The following is a 16,281-nucleotide window of genomic DNA, read 5'->3' on the forward strand; positions in this document are numbered from 1 at the left end:
TCGCCATAAAGGAAGGGCCGGCAGAGAGGCCGGCCCTTCAAGTACCCGTGATCGAGGGGGGCGGATCCCGGGTGGTCAGATCTCCCCGTCGCCGAAGAAGCCGCCGCCATCGAACCAGCCGCCCTCGTCTGAGGCGGAGATGTCGTCATAGCCGGCGTCGGCGCTCTGGTCGGGCTCGTAGGAGGCATCCTGGGCGGCCGCGTCCTGAGCGGAGGCATCCGCCTCCGTATCCTGGGACGTGTCGGTCGCGGCGGAGGTGTCGGCCGGAACTTCGGCGGCCTGCGCCTCGCTGCCGCCGAACATGCCGGCGATGGCATGGCCGAGCAGCACGCCGCCGGCGACGCCCATCGCGGTCTGCGCGGCGCCGGCGAGAAAGCCCCCGCCGCCGAAGCCGGGCCGGGCACCGAAGCCCGGCTGCATGCCCGCACCCACACCCGGCTGCGCGCCCTGCGGCGGCCCGCCGGCGCTCGGCCCCCAATTGCCCGAAGGACCGGGGCCCGCCGGCACGGCCGCGGGCGTCGCGGCCCGGGGCATGGCGGGGACGGAGCTGCGGCGCTGGGGCGGCTGGGACGAGCCGAACAGCCCGCCCAGAAAGCCGCCGGAAGCCGGCGCCTGCTGCGCCGTCTCCGCCGCCTGGCGTTCCAGTTCGGCCGCCTGACGCTCCAACGCCTCGATGCGCGCCTGCGCCTGCTGCAGCGCGTAGTCCTGCATGACGATGGTCTGCGCCATCAGGTAGGGCGCGGCCGGCTGGCCGGCGACGCGCTCGGCGATGAAGCCCTCCGCCTCCCCGTCGCGCGGCCCGCTGCGCTGCTCGGCCTCGGCGAGCCTGGCGAAGAGGCCGTCAATAGCCTGGCGATCCTGCTCGTTCATCTGGGATCCTCCGCGTGGGGAACCTTCCTCACTCGCGCTCGCCGGTGAAATTGAGCAGGAGCTGGAAGATGTTCACGAAGTTCAGATAGAGCGAGAACGCGCCGAACACAGCGAGCTTCTGCTGCGATTCGGAATCGAAATGGTCGGCGTACTGCTCCTTGATCGCCTGCGTGTCCCAGGCGGTGAGGCCGACGAACACCACTATGCCGACCACCGAGACGATGAACTGCAGCATGGTCGAACCGAGGAACAGGTTCACCAGGCTCGCGATCACCACGCCAATCAGGCCCATCATCAGGAACGAGCCGAACTGCGAGAGGTCGCGCCGGGTGGTGTAGCCGTAGAGGCTGGTGGCCCCGAACATGGCCGCGGCGATGAAGAAGGTGCGCGCGATCGAGGTGCCGGTGAACACCAGGAAGATCGACGCCATCGACACGCCCATCACCGCGCAGAACGCCCAGAACATGGTCTGCGCGCCGCTCGCCGACATGGACTGCATGCGGAACGAGAAGAACAGCACGAAGGCGAGCGGCGCCAGCATCGCCACCCATTTCAGGGGGCTGGAGAAGATCGGCACGTAGAGCGCCGGCGTGGTGCCGACGATGAAGGCGACGAGGCCGGTCAGCACCAGCCCGATGCCCATATAGTTGTAGACGCGCAGCATGTGGCGGCGCAGTCCCTCGTCGAAGACGGCCCGGTCGGCGCCGCGCGCGCCGCTCTGCCACTGGAAGCCGTAATTCGGCGTGTTCATGTCTTTCTCTCCTGGGAAAGGCGATGATAAAGGCGGTTCATGTCAGTAGAGCGAGCGCGCCAGCCGTTCCGCGGTGCGGTCCAGCTCGCGCGGCGGGGCCTGGGCGACGAGGGCGTAGGCGACCTCGCCGATCTGCCAGTAGGCGGCGTTGAGATCCTCGCTCGACACCGTGCGCGCCTGCACCACGTCGAAGCTGCCGGGGCGCACGGCGAACAGCGAGACCGGGCCGAAATCGCGCGTCTTGACCGACATCTCCACGCTCGGGCCGAAGGCCGAAGGGAAGACCTGCACGTCCTCCACCGACCAGCCGGTGGGAAGCTCCGGCATGACGATGGCGGTGGCGGCGCGGATCTCGGCCGGGTCGTAGCTCGCCCCGGTCTGGGACAGCATGCCCGCGCGCACCTGCGCCGTGCGGTGAGCGCGCAGCGCGTCCTCCACATAGGCGGGCGGCAGGTCGGAGGCGACGACGCGGCTCACCGCCAGCGGGCCGAACTCGGCATGGGCGAACCAGCCCGCGCCGACCAGCAGCCCCACCGCCGCGACGCGGCGCAGGCCGCGCAGCCAGCGGTCGCGCGAGAGCGCACCCCCGAGCCGGCGCGCCGCCTCGGCGGTGGCGAAGCGCAGGCCCGCCTGCGCGGGATCGGCCGGCATGTCGGCGAGCGACAGTCTGAGCTCGTCGCGGATGCGCAGATCCGCCATCACCCGCGACGCCTCGGCCGGATGGGCGCTGAGATAGGCCTCGACCTCGATCCGTCGCGCCACGTCGATCTCGTCGTCGACATAGGCCTGCAGGTCGTCGTCGGAGATGGGGTCAACGGGCCGCGTCATCGGAGCCTCCCACCAGCCGGAGATGGGTGATGCGGGCGCCGCCCTCCTCGATCGCGCGCAGCGTGGCGCGCGCCCGTGACAGGCGTGACATCAGCGTGCCCTGCGGGATGCCGAGAGCGCTGGCCGCCTCGGCATAGCCGAGCCCTTCGATCGCCACGAGGTGAAGCGCGGCGCGCTGCTCCTCGGGCAGTTCCATGAACGCCTCGCGGATCTGCGCCAGCCGGACGTGATGCTCCTGCGCGGGCGCGGACTGGGTGGCGGCGAGCTGGGCCGCCTCGCCCGCGCGGCGCTCCTCGGCGACGCGGCTGCGGCGGCGGTCGATGAAGACGTTGTGAAGAATGGACATCAGCCAGACGCGCAGACCGCCGCCCGGAGCGGCGCCTCCCGTCCGGCCCGCATTTGCACGGCCTTCCCCCGCGCCGCGCGCGGGCGCGAAGCTGCCGCGCCGCTCATAGGCGCGCAGCAGCGCGTCGTGCACTAGGTCCTCGGCCTCCGCGTCGTCTCGCGTCAGCACCCGCGCATAGCGGCGCAGCGCCGGAAGCTGCCCGACGACGTCGAACCGCCCGCGGTCGGCTGCGCCGGTGCCGGAGGACCCGTTGCCGGATATGGAGGATTCCCGCCTCATGATCCGTATACGGAGCGGCCCGCCTTTCTATTCCCGAAGGTCAGCCGCGCCGGAATCGAACCCGTTCCGCAGCCGGGCCGCGCGAGCGTGCCGGGAACGCGCGCGGAGTGCGACCGTTTACCCCCTGTCGGCCCGCTTCCGCCGATCCTGCCCATGGACCCCATAACCATGCGCCATTCACCTGCCGTCCGTTCGCCCGCGCCGCTGCCGCCGTTCCGGCTGCTCTTCCAGGAACCGCGCGATCCGCCGCCGGGCCTGTGCGCCATGATGAACGCGCGCACCTTCGCCCGGCTCGACGACGCCCGCCGCTATGCGCGCGCGATGATGAACGATCGCGCCCGCAAGCCGGTGCAGATCCTCGATGCCAACCGCCGCATTGTCTGGGATGAATATGGCGACGACCATGGCCGATAGGGGGCGGAAAGGGCCCGGGCCGGTCACGCTTTACGGAGCAGGCCGCGCCGATACGTACGCGGGCGGACGGAACACGCGTGCTTCCGTGGCCGTGCGATCCTCGCCAGCCTGATCCGGCGGACTCCCGTCCCGGATGCGGGCGCGCTGCATGGCGGAGACCAAAAGGAAGGGCGCCACCCGCCGGCCGGGCCGCTCTCGCGGCGGGGCCGGCGCCGATAGCGCCCAGTCCGTCGGGACCCCCGAAGGGATCCCGTCATTAACTTAGCCGGCTTATCGATGGTGATCGACGTGGCCGGGCTTGCCCTTGCGCGAGGTGGAGGCGAACTCCTCCAGTTCCTTCTTGGTCATGGATTTCTCCATCGACTTCGAGGCACCGCGCAGTTCGCTCTTCTTCATCTCGCCCCGCTTGGCAGCGAGCGCGGCGCCCGCGGCCATCTGCTGGGCCTTTGATTTGGCAGGCATGGAATCCTCCTCCCGGTAGAGAGCGATATCCTTCGAGCGAAATCCTGTAGCCTATTCGGCGGCCTGGATGTTGACCCGCGCCTCGGCCAGCTTGGTCAGCGTGGCGTCGGCCTTCTGCTCGTCGGCGAGGTTCTTCGCCAGCACGCTGGCGCAGTCCGGGCGGCCGAGCAGCTTCGCCCAGGCGATGAGCGTGCCGTAGCGCGTCATCTCATAATGCTCGACGGCCTGCGCCGAAGCGATCAGCGCGGCGTCCAGCACCTGCTTGTCGGCGACATCGCCAGCCACCTCGTCGGCCTCCTTGAGGATGCCGTCAATAGCCGGGCAGTCCACCGCCTTCGGCTCCACGCCATGCATCCGGAACACTTCCTCGACGCGGCCGACATGGCCCTCGGTCTCGGTCAGATGCTTGGAGAAGTCGCTCTTGAGCTGATCGTCGGTGGCCTTGTCGATCATTTTCGGCAGGGCTTTCACGATCTGCTTCTCGGCGTAGTAAATGTCCTGAAGCTGATGAACGAAGAGATCGTTCATCGTCTTGATGTCCTTTGAGAACAGACCCATGGTAGGATCCTCCTGTCTATTTTCTGTTTTGATGATCTTTGAGGTATTCGAACCCGCGCATGAAATTCATGCGCCGTCGGATACAGGAAAAACGGGCGAACTAGGCGAACGTTCCGCCCCGCCTTTGCTTTACCTCCCGATCAGAAACCGGGAGTACCCGGCGGTGGCGACGGGGGAGTCCGTGGCGGCAGGTCGATCGGCGGGGCGTCGGGCTCGTCCTCGGGCTCGCCGACATCCGGGCCGATGTCCGGGTCGGGATCGGGCGGGATAAGCGGGTCGTCGATGATCGCCGGCGGACGCCGCCCGGGCGGCGTGTCCGGCGGCGGCGTGCCGGGCGTCAGCGGCGACGGCATCGCTATCGCCGTCCCGCCACCGGGAAAGGCCGGCGGCGGAGGCGGTGCGGGCGGGGGATCGCTGACGCCGGGCGGTTCGGGATCGCGGATGCCCGGCACGTCGGGATCGTGCACCGGCGGCTGCACCGGATCGTGGATCGGCGCGGGATCGGGCACCGGGTTCGGCGCGGGCGCGCCCGGATGTTCGGGCATCGGCGGCACTCCGGGAGTGGGATGTTCAGGGGTCGGCTCGTTGGGGGTCGTCACTGGCTCCTCCCATCTCGCGACGGGTCGTGTCGCGACCTCCGGGGTCAACGTGTGGTGAGGGGAGCGGTTCCTGCACCGAGGCGGTCGCCGGCAGGCGGATGTCGGCGATGATCGGCAAATGGTCGGAGGCGCGGCGCGCCTGCGGGTCGGTGAAGGCCCCCGCCAGCATGCCGGGCCTGCTGCAATAGACCCGGTCGAGCCGCAGCGTCGGGCGGCGGGCGGGAAAGGTGCGCAGGTCCGTGCGCTCGGGCAGCACCCGGCGCAGGGCGCGGCTGACCTCGCCGAAGGAAAACCAGTCGTTGAAGTCGCCCAGCATCACCGTCGGCATGGCGGCGACGCGCCGGGCCATGGCGGCGAGCTTGATTGCCTGCCGGCGCCGCTCGACGATGGCGAGGCCGAGATGCACGGCGACGAGGTGGAGCGGCCCGCGCTCGGTGCGCAGCACCGCCTCGATGGCGAGCCGCGGCTCGCGCCGGCGCACCGACAAATCGTGCAGCCGCACCTCCTCGGTCGGCCAGCGCGAGAACAGCGCGTGCCCGTAATGCCCGTCCGGCACGGCGATGGTGCGCGCCTCCGCGAAATGGTCGATGGAGAGCCCGCGCAGCGGCGCGAGGCAATCGACGCCGCGCCCGCGCGTGTCGATCTCCTGCAGGGCGAGAATGTCCGGCGCGTGGAGCGCCACCAGGACGGCGATACGGTCGAGGTCGAAGCGCCGGTCGGGACCGATGCCGCCATGGATGTTCCAGGTCATCAGCCGCAGCGTTCCCGGCAGCCGGACAACGCTCAAGCCGTCCTCCGGAAGCGGCTGACGAGGAGCTGCAGCCCGAACGAGCACAGCGCCCACAGCACGATGACGCCGATCAGCGCGGCGATGCTGAACAGGGACGGGTCGGTGATCAGCTCGACGATCTGCCGCCCGAGCGCGGTCATCACCACCAGCCCCGGCAGCATGCCGATGGCCGAGCCGATCATGTAGTCCATGAAGCGAAGCTCGGCCGCCCCGGCCACCAGATTGACCACGGTGAAGGGTGCCACCGGCATCAGGCGCATCGTCGCCACCGTCAGCACGCCGCGGTCGGACAGGCTGCGCCGGATGCGGTTGATGCGCGGGCCGATGAAGCGGCGCACCAGCCCGGCGCCGAGATAGCGCCCGATGGCGTAGGTCACGGCCGCGCTTGCCAGCACGCCGAAGGCGGCCAGGATGGCGCCCAACCAGCCGCTGAACACCGCTACCGTCGCCACCATGAGCACGGTTACGGGAAACGCCACCAGCCCGCCGAGCACGAAGATCGCCACCATCAGCGCGGGCGCCCAGGGCCGCTGCGAGATGCCCTCCAGCGCCTCGACGATCCGGTCCGGCTCGGCGAAGGGCGACTTGGTCCAGATGAGCATCAGCGCGGCGATAAGCGCGACGGCAACCGCCAGCGCCAGCACCCATTTGCGCCGGCTCGGCGTCGCCGGCGCGGGCCGCTCGTCATAGATCGGCTCGATCGGGTCGGCGATGGCGTCGATCGCGCCAAGGCCCGGCTCGTCGGTCTCGGTGGCCGGCGGCACGTCGATCAGCCGGCGCGCGCGCCCTTTCCCGGCGGCGTCGATGACCGCGGCGAGCGAACCGGTGCGCGCGACGATGGCGCCGACCTCCTCCGCGCTCATGCCGACATGCTCGGCGAGCAGCCGATTGCGCACCGATGCGACGGCCGCGCGCTGGTCCTCACCCGAGGCGTCGACCACGAGGTCGCATTCGCTGTCGAACCCCATCGAGCGGTTGCACAGATTGGCCGAGCCGATGCGCAGGATGCGGTCGTCGACGATCATGACCTTGGCGTGGACCATGATCGAGGCGTCATCCTCGCCGGCCGTGGATTCGGGGTAGAGCATGCGCACCCGGTGCGAGACACCGGCCTGGGCAAAACGCTCCAGCACGCGCTGGCGGCCGATGCCCATGGCACGGTGCTCGAACCAGCCGCGATAGCCTTCCGGCACGATCAGCACCGCCTCGAGCTCCGGGCGCTCGCGCATCCGCTCCACCAGCCGCTCGGCGAAGCGCTCGCAGGCGATGAACTGGTTCTCGACATAGATGACGCGCTCGGCGGCATCGATCATGTCGAAGAACAGCGCCTCCACCTCGCGCACCTGCGGCGCGTCCGGATAGGCGGGCATGGTGCGGGCGATGCCGACGCCGACCTCGTGGAAGTCGGGCGCGAGGCTGTCGGGCCAGCAATCGGTGGCACGGCGCATCCGCGGCACCGGCAGGCGCTCGCAGGCGGCGCGCCGCCAGCGCTCGCGGAACAGCCGTCCGAGCGCGCGCGCGACGCCGCCATCGGCCGCCATCTGCACGTCGTGGAACGGGCCGTAGGCGGCCCCGGTCGGGTCGACCCGGCGCGGGTCGTCCGGCAGGTGCGCGCTGGTGTCCCAGCGCCGCCGGGTCAGATCGAGGCCGCCGGAGAAGGCGACGTTGTCGTCGATGACAACGATCTTCTGGTGATGGGAGGCGCCGAGCGGCAGCTCGTCATCGAGGCACAGCTCGATCTGCGGCGGCGTGCTCCACAGGAAGGAATAGAGCGGGGTGAGCTCGCGCTCGAAGGCGAACAGGACCGAATAGTCCCACAGCAGCAGCCGCACCCGCAGGCGCGGGTTGCGCTCCACCAGCGCGGACAGGAAGGCGGCCAGCGTATCAGGCAGCCCGTCCTCCGCTTCGCCGCTCTCGCCCACCAGCTTCATCCGGCTGTCGAGGTCCCAGCCGGCGATGTGGATGGTCTCTCGCGCCTTGGTCATCGCTTCGCGCAGCGCGCCGAAATAGGAGGCGCCGTCGACCAGCACGCTGGCGCGCGCGGCCTGCTCCACGCGCCAGACATTGCGTCCGGGGCGCAGCAGGGGGCCTTCGTCGAGCACGGCCGGCGGCATGGCGGACGTTGGCACCGGGCGTTCGGCGAGGGCGCTTTCGACGAGGTCTTCAGCGAGCGGGGGCGAATTTTGCGGCATGATCGATGGCGGTCTCCCGTGCTGGCTCCGCCGGCTTGCGCGGGCGGGGTCACGGCGGGTCAACCGCGCGGCCCCGCGCAAGGTTCCCCGCCCTTTCCCGCAGGGCGGCAATGCCCGGGCCGCGCTTGTCCGGTGCCGGGCGGCAGACTATAGAGCCGACGAAGCGGCAGCATGGGCCGGGATATCTGGTCTGCTGCCACGGCCGGAGCCGAGGCAGGGCGGGGAGCAGGCAGCATGAGCGAGCAACCGGTTCCGGGCGTTCTGCCCGCCGTCGCGGCCGGCGCGCATGAGTTGACCGACTGGCGGCACGCGCTGCACACCATGGCCGAGACCGCCTTCGAGGAGCACCGCACCAGCGCCTTCGTCGCCGCAAAGCTCGAGAGCTTCGGCCTGAGCGTCGATCGCGGCCTCGCCGGCACCGGCCTCGTGGCGACGCTGAAGGGCCGGCTCGGCGAGGGCCCGGCGATCGGCCTGCGCGCGGACATGGACGCGCTCGACATCTACGAGGCGACCAACCTTGCCTATCGCTCCGACACGCCTGGCAAGATGCACGCCTGCGGCCATGACGGGCACATGACCATGCTGCTCGGCGCGGCGCGCCATCTCGCCGCCAACCCGGACTTCGCCGGCACGGTGCATTTCATCTTCCAGCCGGCCGAGGAGAACGAGGGCGGCGGCAGGGTGATGGTGGAGCAGGGCCTGTTCGAGCGCTTCCCGATGGACCAGGTCTACGGGCTGCACAACTGGCCCAACGCGCCGTTCGGCACCTTCCTCGGCCGGGTCGGGCCGATGTTCGCCGCCTTCGACACCTTCGAGGTGAAGATCATCGGCCGCGGCGCCCACGCCGCCATGCCCCAGCGCGGCGTCGATCCGGTGCTGACCGCCTCGCTCGTCGTCGCCCAGCTGCAGTCGATCGTCTCGCGCTCGGTGAGTCCGCAGGAGGCGGCGGTGGTGACCGTGACGCAGATCCATGGCGGCGAGACCTGGAACATCATTCCCGACGAGGTGGTGCTGCGCGGCACGGCGCGCACCTTCACGCCGGAGACGCGCGACCTCGTCGAGCGGCGCTTCCGCGCCGTGGTCGAGGGCGTGTGCGCGGCACAGGGCGCCGACAGCGAGATCCGCTACGAGCGCCGCTATCCCTCGCTGGTGAACTGGACCGAGCCGTTCGGCACCGCCGTCGAGACGGCACGCGCCATGGCCGGGGACGACCATGTGGTGGCCGATTTCGAGCCCATCATGGCCGCGGAGGACTTCGCCTACATGCTGCAGGCGGTGCCGGGCGCCTATCTGTGCCTCGCCAGCGGGCCGGGGCCGAACCTGCACAACGCGCAGTACGACTTCAACGACGCGCTGCTGCCGGTCGGCGCCAGCTACTGGGTCAATCTCGTCCATCGCGTGCTGGCACCCGCCGGCTGACAGTCGGGGCGGCGCCGCCGTGACCTTCTCCTCACCCGCCGCCCCCCACCAGCCGCCCAGCACGCGCGGCCTGTTCATCAACGGGCTGGGGCTCGGCCAGCTCTGCTCCTGGGGCTCGCTCTACTATTCCTTCCCGCTGATCGCGCAGGCGATGAGCGCCGATCTCGGCTGGTCCAAGGCCGAGCTCTACGGCGCGGCGACGCTGGGCCTCGGCCTCGCCGGCCTCGCCGCCTATCCGGTCGGCGTCGCCATCGACCGCGGCTACGGGCGGGCGGTGATGACCGGCGGCTCGCTCGCCGCCGGCCTGCTGCTGGTGCTGTGGGCGCACATAGAGAGCCTCGCCCTGTTCTATGTCGCGGTCGCGGGCATTGGCGCCATGCAGGCGGCGACGCTGTACGATCCCGCCTTCGCGGTGGTGGCGCGCAAGGCCGGCCCCGCCCATGCGCGCGCGGGCATCACCGCGCTCACCATGTGGGGCGGCTTCGCCTCCACCGTGTTCATCCCGCTGATCCAGCTCCTGCTCGACCATGTCGGCTGGCGCGACACGCTGATCATACTCGGCGCCATCAACATCGTCGTCTGCGGCGCGGTGAACTTCGCCACCATCGACACCGTCGCCGACGCGCCGGTGCGCCGGCCGGCGGGCGAGGGGGAGCCGAAGGAGCGCTCGGCGATCGCGGACGCGATCCGCCAGCCGGCCTTCTGGGCGCTGGCGGTCGCCTTCACCGCCTATGCGGCGATGTTCTCAGGCTTCACCTTCCACGCCTACCCGCTGCTGATCGAGCGCGGCTTCGACACCGCAACCGTAGTCGGCGCCATCGCCATGATCGGACCGGCGCAGGTGACGGGGCGGCTGGCGGTCTGGCTGTTCGCGCCGCGCACGCCGGTGCGCCTGCTCGGCTCGGTGATCGTCGCGGTGTTCCCGCTGGCCTTCCTCGCGCTCGAGCTGATGCCGCCGGACTTCACGCTGGTAGCGCTGTTCGCGCTCGGCTTCGGCGCGGTCAACGGCATCATCACCATCGTGCGCGGGCTGGTGGTGCCCGAGCTCATCACCCGGCGCGCCTATGGCGCGGTCAACGGCGCGCTGGCGGTGCCGGCCACCGTCTCGCGCGCGCTCGCCCCGGCGGGCCTCGCCATGCTGTGGACCGCGAGTGGCAGCTACGACGCGGTGCTGATGGCGATCATCGCCGGCTCGCTGGTCCTCGCCGCCGGCTTCTGGACCGCCGCCGCGCTGGCGGGCGCGGGACCCGAGGACTGACGCGGGTCGGCGTCAGAACCCGGCGATCCGCGTCACGCCGTCATAGGTGAGACGGAGCGAGAGCAGGAACAGCGCCGCCACCACCAGCCGGAAGAACAGCGCCTCCGGCAGCACGCGGGTCAGCCGCACGCCGGCGAAGGTCCCCATCACCGCGACCGGCAGCAGCAGCCCGGCGATCTTCAGATTGGCGATGCTGAGCTGGCCGAGCGCCCAGTAGGGCACCAGCTTCATCGCATTGACGGCGGCGAAGAGCAGGGTCGAGGTGCCGGCGAACACCATCTTCGGCAGGCGCTGGGGCACGACATACATCTGGAAGGGCGGCCCGCCCGCATGCGTCACGAAGCTGGTGAAGCCGGCGATGGTGCCCCAGAACAGGCCGCGCGGCAGGTCGGCGGGCTTGGCCGCGCGCGAGGCGCCGCCGAACCAGCGGTTGAGGCAGAAGGAAATGCCGATCAGCCCCACCATGAGCGCCACCAGCGCGTCGGTGACGATGGCCGCGGTGGCCCAGCCGATGCCGATGCCGGCGGCGGCCGCCGGCATCAATATGGCGAGGTTGCGCCCGGAGAATTCGCGCCGGTACGCCCACACGCCAAACATGTCGCTGACCACATAGACCGGCAGCAGCAGCCCGGCGGCGGCGACCGGCGACATGACGAGCGACATGATCGGAACGGCGAGCGTGCCGATCATCGGCAGCCCGCCCTTGCTCATGCCGACGACCGCCGCCGCGGGCACGGCGACGAGCGCGAGGGCGGCCAGCTCGGGAACCGGCATGGAAGCGGGAACGTGAAGACGCGGGACGGCGGGGAGGGCGGCCGGTCAGGCCGCCTCGGCGCCTTCCAGCCGCTTCGCCACCATCGAGCGCAGCGTGCGCAGATCCTTCACGAACAGGCGGATGCCGTCGGAAAGCTTCTCCGTCGCCATCTGGTCCTCGTTCAGCATGAAGCGGAACGCCTTCTCGTCCAGCTCCACCTTGGCCGGGGCGGCCTCGGTGTTGGACGGGTCGAGCTGGCGCACCAGCGTGCCCTCGTCGGCGGCGAGCTGGTCGAGCAGCGCCGGGCCGATGGTGAGCCGGTCGCAGCCGGCCAGCGCCTCGATCTCGCCGGTGTTGCGGAAGGAGGCGCCCATCACCACGGTCTTGATGCCGTACTTCTTGTAGTAGGCGTAGATCTGGCGCACCGAGACCACGCCGGGATCGGTGTCCGGAGTGAACGGGCCCTCGCCCGCCTTGACGTGCCAGTCGAGAATGCGCCCGACGAAGGGCGAGATGAGGAAGGCGCCCGCATCCGCCGCGCCCACCGCCTGGGCCAGCGAGAACAGCAGGGTCAGGTTGCAGTCGATGCCTTCCTTCTGCAGCACCTCGGCGGCGCGCAGCCCCTCCCAGGTGGAGGCGATCTTGATGAGGATGCGCTCGCGCCCGACGCCGCGGTCCTCATAGGCCTTGATGAAGGAGTGCGCCTTGGCGATGGTCGCCTTGGTGTCGAAGGAGAGGTCCGCGTCGACCTCGGTCGAGACCCGGCCGGGGACGATGGAGGCGAGCTCGGCGCCGAAGTTGAGCGCCAGCCGGTCGCAGGTCGCCATCACGGCACCGTCGTGCGAGCCGCCCTGGCGCTTGCCCCAGTCGATCGCCTCGTCGACGAGATGGGCATAGGCCGGCATCTCGGCCGCCTTCAGCAGCAGCGTGGGATTGGTGGTGCAATCCTGCGGCTTGAGCCGCCGGACCGTTTCGATGTCCCCGGTATCGGAGACGACGACGGTCATGGCACGCAGTTGGTCGAGCTTCGAGGGCATGGCGATTTCTCTCTCTTGCGGGAGCCCGGATCACCTCACCCGCAGGCGCCGGGATGGCCGCGTATGGCGGACCGCTTCTTGGACCACAGAACCGGCCGTCGCATCAAGGTACCCGACGATGTGACGGCCGCGCGACACGGGCACTTGTGGCGGATCGAAACTTCGGCGTAAATCCGACATTGGCGTGCCGGACGCGCGTTGCCGAGGCCGGGGAATGGACGACATCCACTACCGTGAATACAAGATACTGCTCCGTCCCGAGCGTTTCTTCGATCCCCATCAGTTCGAGGTCTACTGGCACAAGCTGTGCCTGATCGCACCGGAATTCAAGGTTGGCGTCGCCACCAACAAGGACGGCTTCAAGCGCCATGTCCGCGAGGTGCTGTTCTACGACACGCCCGAGCACGACCTCTACCGAAACGCCTTCATCCTGCGCAAACGTACCTTCTACACCGACGGTTGGCCGGACCCGGAGCACGAGCTGACGCTCAAGTTCCGCCACCCCGACCTCGACATGGCGGCGGCGGTGGACGTGACCCCGCACCTGCAGGGCGCCGCCGACATCAAGTTCAAGGAGGAACTGCTGCCGCTGAAGGACGGCGTCGGCGGCATGCGCGCGCTGTTCTCGCACAATTGCGTGCTGATGACGCCCGGCCTCGTGCTCAACGAGGGGCTGGAGCGCATCAGCCAGGTGTTCCCGGCGCTGGCCGAGCACTGCCCGACGCATAAGAGCGCGCAGGTCTCGCTGGTCAACAACCTGCCGGTGGTCGAGGTGCAGGTGAATGTCGGCTCGTTCGACTTCGGCCACGGGCTCGTCGCCAAGGCGACGATCTCGGTCTGGCGCGAACGGGTCACAGAGACCACGATCGTCGGCGAATTCGCCTTCCAGGCGAAGTTCGACCGCTATGACGATCTGCACGCCAAGGCGCGCGCGCGCTCGGAGGAATTCTTCAAGGCGGCGCAGAACCACGCCCCCGAATGGGTGCAGCTCGGCACCACCAAGACCGCGCTGGTCTACAATTTCGGCAACCAGCTGGTGGCGAGCCAGGAAGGGTGAGCGCGCGTCGATGAGCATGCCCGCGCCGCCCGCGCCCGACGGGGCCGGGGCACCCGCCGGCTCCCCGGCCGAGCGCGACGCCGCGCCCGGGGACGCCTCCTTCGCCATCCCGCGCAGCGTGCCGCTGTGGGAGATCTTCGCCACCTTCCTGTTCATCGGCGCGGTCAGCTTCGGCGGCGGGGTGGTGGCCTATCTGCGCGCGGGCCTCGTGCTGCAGAAGAAGTGGCTCGATGAGGAGCGCTTCCTCTCGGCGCTTGAGATCGCGCAGGCGCTGCCGGGCCTCAACGCCACCAATATGAGCATCATCGTCGGCGACCGCCTGCGCGGCGTGCCGGGCGCGGTCGTCGCCTTCCTCGGCATCACCCTGCCGGGCGCGACGCTGGTGATGATCCTCGGCGTGCTCTACGCCTCCAATGCCAGCAACCCCTATGTCAACGCGACGCTGGTTGGCGTCGGCGCGGCGGCGGTCGGCATGCTCACGGCGGTGACGCTGCAGATCGGGCGCAAGCAACTCGGCAGCCTGATTGACATCGCCATCATCGTGGTGACGCTGGTCATGGTCAGCGTGCTGCACATCTCGCTGATCTGGGTGCTGCTCACGGTCGGGCCGGCGGCGATCTTCATCTACCGGCCGCGCAAATCGCCGGCGCTCGACCCCGACGAACCCTCGGAGCCCGCGGCATGAACGAGAATCTGTCCGTCCTCGGCGTGTTCTCGCTGCTTTCCGTGCTCGCGGTCGGCGGCGGCGCGGCGGTGCTGCCGGAGACCAAGGCGCTGGTGGTCGGCGCCCATCACTGGCTCACCGACGACCAGTTCCGCGACATTTACGGCCTCGGGCAGGTGGTGCCGGGACCGAACATGCTGATGGTGCTCGTCATCGGCTACCACGTCACCGGCTATCTCGGCGCGCTGCTCGCCTTTCTCGGCTTCTTCGTGCCGGCGGGGGCGATCTCCTGGGGCGCCTCGCGGGTGTGGGACCATTTCGAGGGCTCGCCCTGGCGCGGCGCGCTGCAGCGCGGCCTCGCCCCGCTGGTGGTCGGGCTGATGGCGGCCGGCACGGTGTCGATCGCCCGCACCGCGATCGACGGCGCGACCACGATCGCCATCGCCATCGCGGTGTTCGCGGGCGTCTATTTCGCCAAGCGGGTCAACCCGGCCCTGTTCGTGCTGGCCGGCGGGCTTGTGGGGCTGGCGCTGCTCAGCGGCACCGGCGCGGGCCAGCCCTGACGGGCCGGCCCGACGCAATAGCCTGCCGCATCGGCCGTCCCGATCAGCCATCCGGTCAGCCGTCCTGATCAGCCCTGGCGGTTCGGCAGATAGTGGCTGATGGTGTGGGCGAGGCCCGGCGCGGTCAGCGTCTGCAGCCACACCTTGCCCGGGCCGGACAGCTTCACCAGGAACAGCCCGTCGCCGCCGAACAGCGCGTTCTTGATGCCGCGCATGGTGGTGAGCTCGAAGGCGACGCTCGCCTCGAACAGCCCGACATGGCCGGGATGCACCATCAGGAACTGGCCCGGCTGGAGGTCGTAGGTGACGATCTCGCCGCCGAGCTCGATCCAGGCGGTGCCATTGCCCGACAGCTTCTGCAGGATGAAGCCCTCACCGCCGAACACGGCGCCGCCCAGCGTCTGCTGGAACGCGCTCGCCACCTCGATCCCCGGCGTGCCGCAGATGAAGCCGTGGCGGTGCACCAGATAGCCTTCGCCGCTGACCTGGGTCGGAAGGATATTGCCGGGCAGCTTGGCCGCGAAGGCGACGTTGCCGGGCCCGCGCTCGGCGTGGAACTCGGTCATGAACAGGCCGCCGCCGGAGACGGCGCGGCTCATCAGCCCGAACAGGCCGCTGCTGCCGCCACCGCCCATGGAGGTTGTGAGGACGATGTCGCCGGACATCCAGGAAAGCTGGTCGGGAACGCCGACGACCTTCTCGCCGGCCTCGAGGCCGATCTCCAGGACGGGCAAGGTGGTGCCGATGATCTTGTGCTGCATGGGAGCCTCCTGCGCACGAGGGACCGGATCGATGAAACAGGGTCGACCGGACCGTAGCCTATGGAACGGGTTCGATGAACGGGCACGCCGGGAGCCGGCGGCGAAACGGGCCGCGACGACCGCGCGAGGATGACGGTCGAACCGAAAAGATTCCGTTATCGCATCGGCTTATCGATACACGCCTCTGGTGCCCGGCGGGCGCCGTGCTATCGTGCCGGAGTTGGTCTTTTTCCGCTCGGGAGTGCATTATGAGACGCTTCTGCCAGACCTTCGTGCCGTCCTCTCGCCTCACCCACCTGCGCGCCGGCCTGCTGGCCGTCCTGCTCGCCCTCGCCGGCCTCGTCGCCGCCGGCACGGCCGACCGCGCCGATGCCGCGCTCGCCACCCCCGCCCTCGCCGCGCCGGCCGCCGCCACGTCGCTCCTCGACACGCCCGCTCCGCTGGCCGAGCCGGTGCACTGGGTCTGTGGACCCTGGCGGTGCGTGTGGCGGCCGAACTATCCCGCCTACTGGTACGTGCCGCGCTATGCGCGGGGCTGGGGCCCGCCGGTGCGGCCGAACTGCTACTGGACCCGCCGCTGGGGCGGCGCCTGGGTGCACGTCTGCCCGTAATCGCGGGCGCACGTCCTTCCCCCGCATATCGGCGGCCGGTCCGCCCGTTGCCGCCGATCACCACCACC

The 16,281-nt window shown here is 70.1% G+C and carries 19 protein-coding genes; 7 read left to right on the top strand and 12 right to left on the bottom strand.

Annotation, left to right across the window (positions count from 1 at the left end):
- Window positions 1–75 precede the first annotated feature (75 nt).
- From NVS83_RS07640 to NVS83_RS07655, 4 genes are read right to left on the bottom strand one after another with little or no spacing between them, the layout of a single operon-like run.
- A complete protein-coding gene (locus NVS83_RS07640) occupies window positions 76–870 on the bottom strand; it encodes a DUF2076 domain-containing protein (RefSeq protein WP_258738793.1) in 795 nt (264 codons plus the stop codon).
- Window positions 871–898: 28 nt separating this feature from the next.
- Window positions 899–1,621 carry a Bax inhibitor-1/YccA family protein gene (locus NVS83_RS07645; protein ID WP_258731920.1) on the bottom strand — a complete coding sequence of 241 codons (723 nt, stop codon included), beginning with the start codon at window positions 1,619–1,621 and terminating at the stop codon, window positions 899–901.
- A gap of 42 nt (window positions 1,622–1,663) precedes the next feature.
- A complete protein-coding gene (locus NVS83_RS07650; RefSeq protein WP_258738795.1) occupies window positions 1,664–2,449 on the bottom strand; it encodes an anti-sigma factor family protein in 786 nt (261 codons plus the stop codon).
- Window positions 2,433–3,074, bottom strand: coding sequence for a sigma-70 family RNA polymerase sigma factor (locus NVS83_RS07655; protein ID WP_258738796.1), 642 nt, complete (start codon window positions 3,072–3,074; stop codon window positions 2,433–2,435). The genes NVS83_RS07650 and NVS83_RS07655 overlap by 17 nt, the downstream gene beginning before the upstream one ends.
- A 153-nt stretch (window positions 3,075–3,227) precedes the next feature.
- Between NVS83_RS07655 and NVS83_RS07660 the strand changes: the two genes are divergently transcribed.
- Complete coding sequence (locus NVS83_RS07660) at window positions 3,228–3,488, top strand: hypothetical protein (RefSeq protein WP_258738797.1); 261 nt, start codon at window positions 3,228–3,230, stop codon at window positions 3,486–3,488.
- Between the two features lie 270 nt (window positions 3,489–3,758).
- Here the strand turns inward: NVS83_RS07660 and NVS83_RS07665 are convergent, their stop codons facing one another.
- From NVS83_RS07665 to NVS83_RS23525, 5 genes are all read right to left on the bottom strand, one after another.
- Window positions 3,759–3,950 (bottom strand): DUF3008 family protein, encoded by a 192-nt coding sequence (locus NVS83_RS07665; RefSeq protein ID WP_258731924.1) that lies wholly within the window; start codon window positions 3,948–3,950, stop codon window positions 3,759–3,761.
- A 51-nt stretch (window positions 3,951–4,001) separates the two neighbouring features.
- Entirely contained in the window at window positions 4,002–4,508 is a 507-nt protein-coding gene (locus NVS83_RS07670; RefSeq protein WP_258738798.1) for a YciE/YciF ferroxidase family protein, read from the bottom strand.
- A 140-nt stretch (window positions 4,509–4,648) separates the two neighbouring features.
- Complete coding sequence (locus tag NVS83_RS07675) at window positions 4,649–5,053, bottom strand: hypothetical protein (RefSeq protein WP_258738799.1); 405 nt, start codon at window positions 5,051–5,053, stop codon at window positions 4,649–4,651.
- Window positions 5,054–5,078: 25 nt separating this feature from the next.
- A complete protein-coding gene (locus NVS83_RS07680; RefSeq protein WP_258738800.1) occupies window positions 5,079–5,894 on the bottom strand; it encodes an endonuclease/exonuclease/phosphatase family protein in 816 nt (271 codons plus the stop codon).
- Window positions 5,891–8,089 carry a VTT domain-containing protein gene (locus NVS83_RS23525; RefSeq protein ID WP_374115026.1) on the bottom strand — a complete coding sequence of 733 codons (2,199 nt, stop codon included), beginning with the start codon at window positions 8,087–8,089 and terminating at the stop codon, window positions 5,891–5,893. The genes NVS83_RS07680 and NVS83_RS23525 overlap by 4 nt, the downstream gene beginning before the upstream one ends.
- Before the next feature lie 234 nt (window positions 8,090–8,323).
- Between NVS83_RS23525 and NVS83_RS07700 the strand changes: the two genes are divergently transcribed.
- Window positions 8,324–9,508, top strand: a complete 1,185-nt coding sequence (locus NVS83_RS07700) for a M20 aminoacylase family protein (RefSeq protein WP_258738801.1) — start codon at window positions 8,324–8,326, stop codon at window positions 9,506–9,508.
- A gap of 19 nt (window positions 9,509–9,527) precedes the next feature.
- Window positions 9,528–10,766 carry an MFS transporter gene (locus tag NVS83_RS07705; RefSeq protein WP_258738803.1) on the top strand — a complete coding sequence of 413 codons (1,239 nt, stop codon included), beginning with the start codon at window positions 9,528–9,530 and terminating at the stop codon, window positions 10,764–10,766.
- A 12-nt stretch (window positions 10,767–10,778) separates the two neighbouring features.
- On the opposite strand, the gene NVS83_RS07710 is transcribed toward NVS83_RS07705, so the two are convergent.
- Both NVS83_RS07710 and tal read right to left on the bottom strand, forming a co-directional pair.
- Window positions 10,779–11,540, bottom strand: a complete 762-nt coding sequence (locus tag NVS83_RS07710; protein ID WP_258738805.1) for a sulfite exporter TauE/SafE family protein — start codon at window positions 11,538–11,540, stop codon at window positions 10,779–10,781.
- Between the two features lie 45 nt (window positions 11,541–11,585).
- Complete coding sequence (gene tal, locus NVS83_RS07715) at window positions 11,586–12,557, bottom strand: transaldolase (protein ID WP_258731931.1); 972 nt, start codon at window positions 12,555–12,557, stop codon at window positions 11,586–11,588.
- A gap of 214 nt (window positions 12,558–12,771) precedes the next feature.
- Here tal and NVS83_RS07720 point away from each other — a divergent pair, with 214 nt between their 5' ends.
- Genes NVS83_RS07720 through NVS83_RS07730 form a run of 3 tightly spaced genes read left to right on the top strand, consistent with a single transcriptional unit; the run spans window position 12,772 to window position 14,841 of the window.
- On the top strand, window positions 12,772–13,614 hold the full coding sequence (locus NVS83_RS07720; protein WP_258738806.1) for a hypothetical protein: 843 nt from the start codon (window positions 12,772–12,774) through the stop codon (window positions 13,612–13,614).
- A gap of 10 nt (window positions 13,615–13,624) precedes the next feature.
- On the top strand, window positions 13,625–14,299 hold the full coding sequence (locus NVS83_RS07725; protein WP_258738807.1) for a chromate transporter: 675 nt from the start codon (window positions 13,625–13,627) through the stop codon (window positions 14,297–14,299).
- On the top strand, window positions 14,296–14,841 hold the full coding sequence (locus NVS83_RS07730; protein WP_258738808.1) for a chromate transporter: 546 nt from the start codon (window positions 14,296–14,298) through the stop codon (window positions 14,839–14,841). Before NVS83_RS07725 ends, NVS83_RS07730 begins: the two co-directional genes overlap by 4 nt.
- Before the next feature lie 68 nt (window positions 14,842–14,909).
- Here the strand turns inward: NVS83_RS07730 and NVS83_RS07735 are convergent, their stop codons facing one another.
- The gene (locus NVS83_RS07735; RefSeq protein WP_258731936.1) at window positions 14,910–15,602 is read right to left on the bottom strand and encodes a TIGR00266 family protein; all 693 of its coding nucleotides are present in this window, start codon (window positions 15,600–15,602) and stop codon (window positions 14,910–14,912) included.
- 248 nt (window positions 15,603–15,850) lie between these two features.
- On the opposite strand from NVS83_RS07735, the gene NVS83_RS07740 reads away from it, so the two are divergent.
- Complete coding sequence (locus NVS83_RS07740) at window positions 15,851–16,213, top strand: hypothetical protein (protein ID WP_258738809.1); 363 nt, start codon at window positions 15,851–15,853, stop codon at window positions 16,211–16,213.
- Window positions 16,214–16,281: the final 68 nt, after the last annotated feature.

Origin of the sequence: Ancylobacter mangrovi (assembly GCF_024752335.1) — a bacterium.
GTDB lineage: Bacteria > Pseudomonadota > Alphaproteobacteria > Rhizobiales > Xanthobacteraceae > Ancylobacter > Ancylobacter mangrovi.

Coding starts and splice junctions, on each gene's coding strand:
- NVS83_RS07640 (WP_258738793.1), bottom strand. CDS start 870: ATGAACGAGCAGGATCGCCAGGCTATTGACGGCCTCTTCGCCAGGCTC.
- NVS83_RS07645 (WP_258731920.1), bottom strand. CDS start 1,621: ATGAACACGCCGAATTACGGCTTCCAGTGGCAGAGCGGCGCGCGCGGC.
- NVS83_RS07650 (WP_258738795.1), bottom strand. CDS start 2,449: ATGACGCGGCCCGTTGACCCCATCTCCGACGACGACCTGCAGGCCTAT.
- NVS83_RS07655 (WP_258738796.1), bottom strand. CDS start 3,074: ATGAGGCGGGAATCCTCCATATCCGGCAACGGGTCCTCCGGCACCGGC.
- NVS83_RS07660 (WP_258738797.1), top strand. CDS start 3,228: ATGGACCCCATAACCATGCGCCATTCACCTGCCGTCCGTTCGCCCGCG.
- NVS83_RS07665 (WP_258731924.1), bottom strand. CDS start 3,950: ATGCCTGCCAAATCAAAGGCCCAGCAGATGGCCGCGGGCGCCGCGCTC.
- NVS83_RS07670 (WP_258738798.1), bottom strand. CDS start 4,508: ATGGGTCTGTTCTCAAAGGACATCAAGACGATGAACGATCTCTTCGTT.
- NVS83_RS07675 (WP_258738799.1), bottom strand. CDS start 5,053: ATGCCCGAACATCCGGGCGCGCCCGCGCCGAACCCGGTGCCCGATCCC.
- NVS83_RS23525 (WP_374115026.1), bottom strand. CDS start 8,089: ATGCCGCAAAATTCGCCCCCGCTCGCTGAAGACCTCGTCGAAAGCGCC.
- NVS83_RS07700 (WP_258738801.1), top strand. CDS start 8,324: ATGAGCGAGCAACCGGTTCCGGGCGTTCTGCCCGCCGTCGCGGCCGGC.
- NVS83_RS07710 (WP_258738805.1), bottom strand. CDS start 11,540: ATGCCGGTTCCCGAGCTGGCCGCCCTCGCGCTCGTCGCCGTGCCCGCG.
- tal (WP_258731931.1), bottom strand. CDS start 12,557: ATGCCCTCGAAGCTCGACCAACTGCGTGCCATGACCGTCGTCGTCTCC.
- NVS83_RS07720 (WP_258738806.1), top strand. CDS start 12,772: ATGGACGACATCCACTACCGTGAATACAAGATACTGCTCCGTCCCGAG.
- NVS83_RS07725 (WP_258738807.1), top strand. CDS start 13,625: ATGAGCATGCCCGCGCCGCCCGCGCCCGACGGGGCCGGGGCACCCGCC.
- NVS83_RS07730 (WP_258738808.1), top strand. CDS start 14,296: ATGAACGAGAATCTGTCCGTCCTCGGCGTGTTCTCGCTGCTTTCCGTG.
- NVS83_RS07735 (WP_258731936.1), bottom strand. CDS start 15,602: ATGCAGCACAAGATCATCGGCACCACCTTGCCCGTCCTGGAGATCGGC.
- NVS83_RS07740 (WP_258738809.1), top strand. CDS start 15,851: ATGAGACGCTTCTGCCAGACCTTCGTGCCGTCCTCTCGCCTCACCCAC.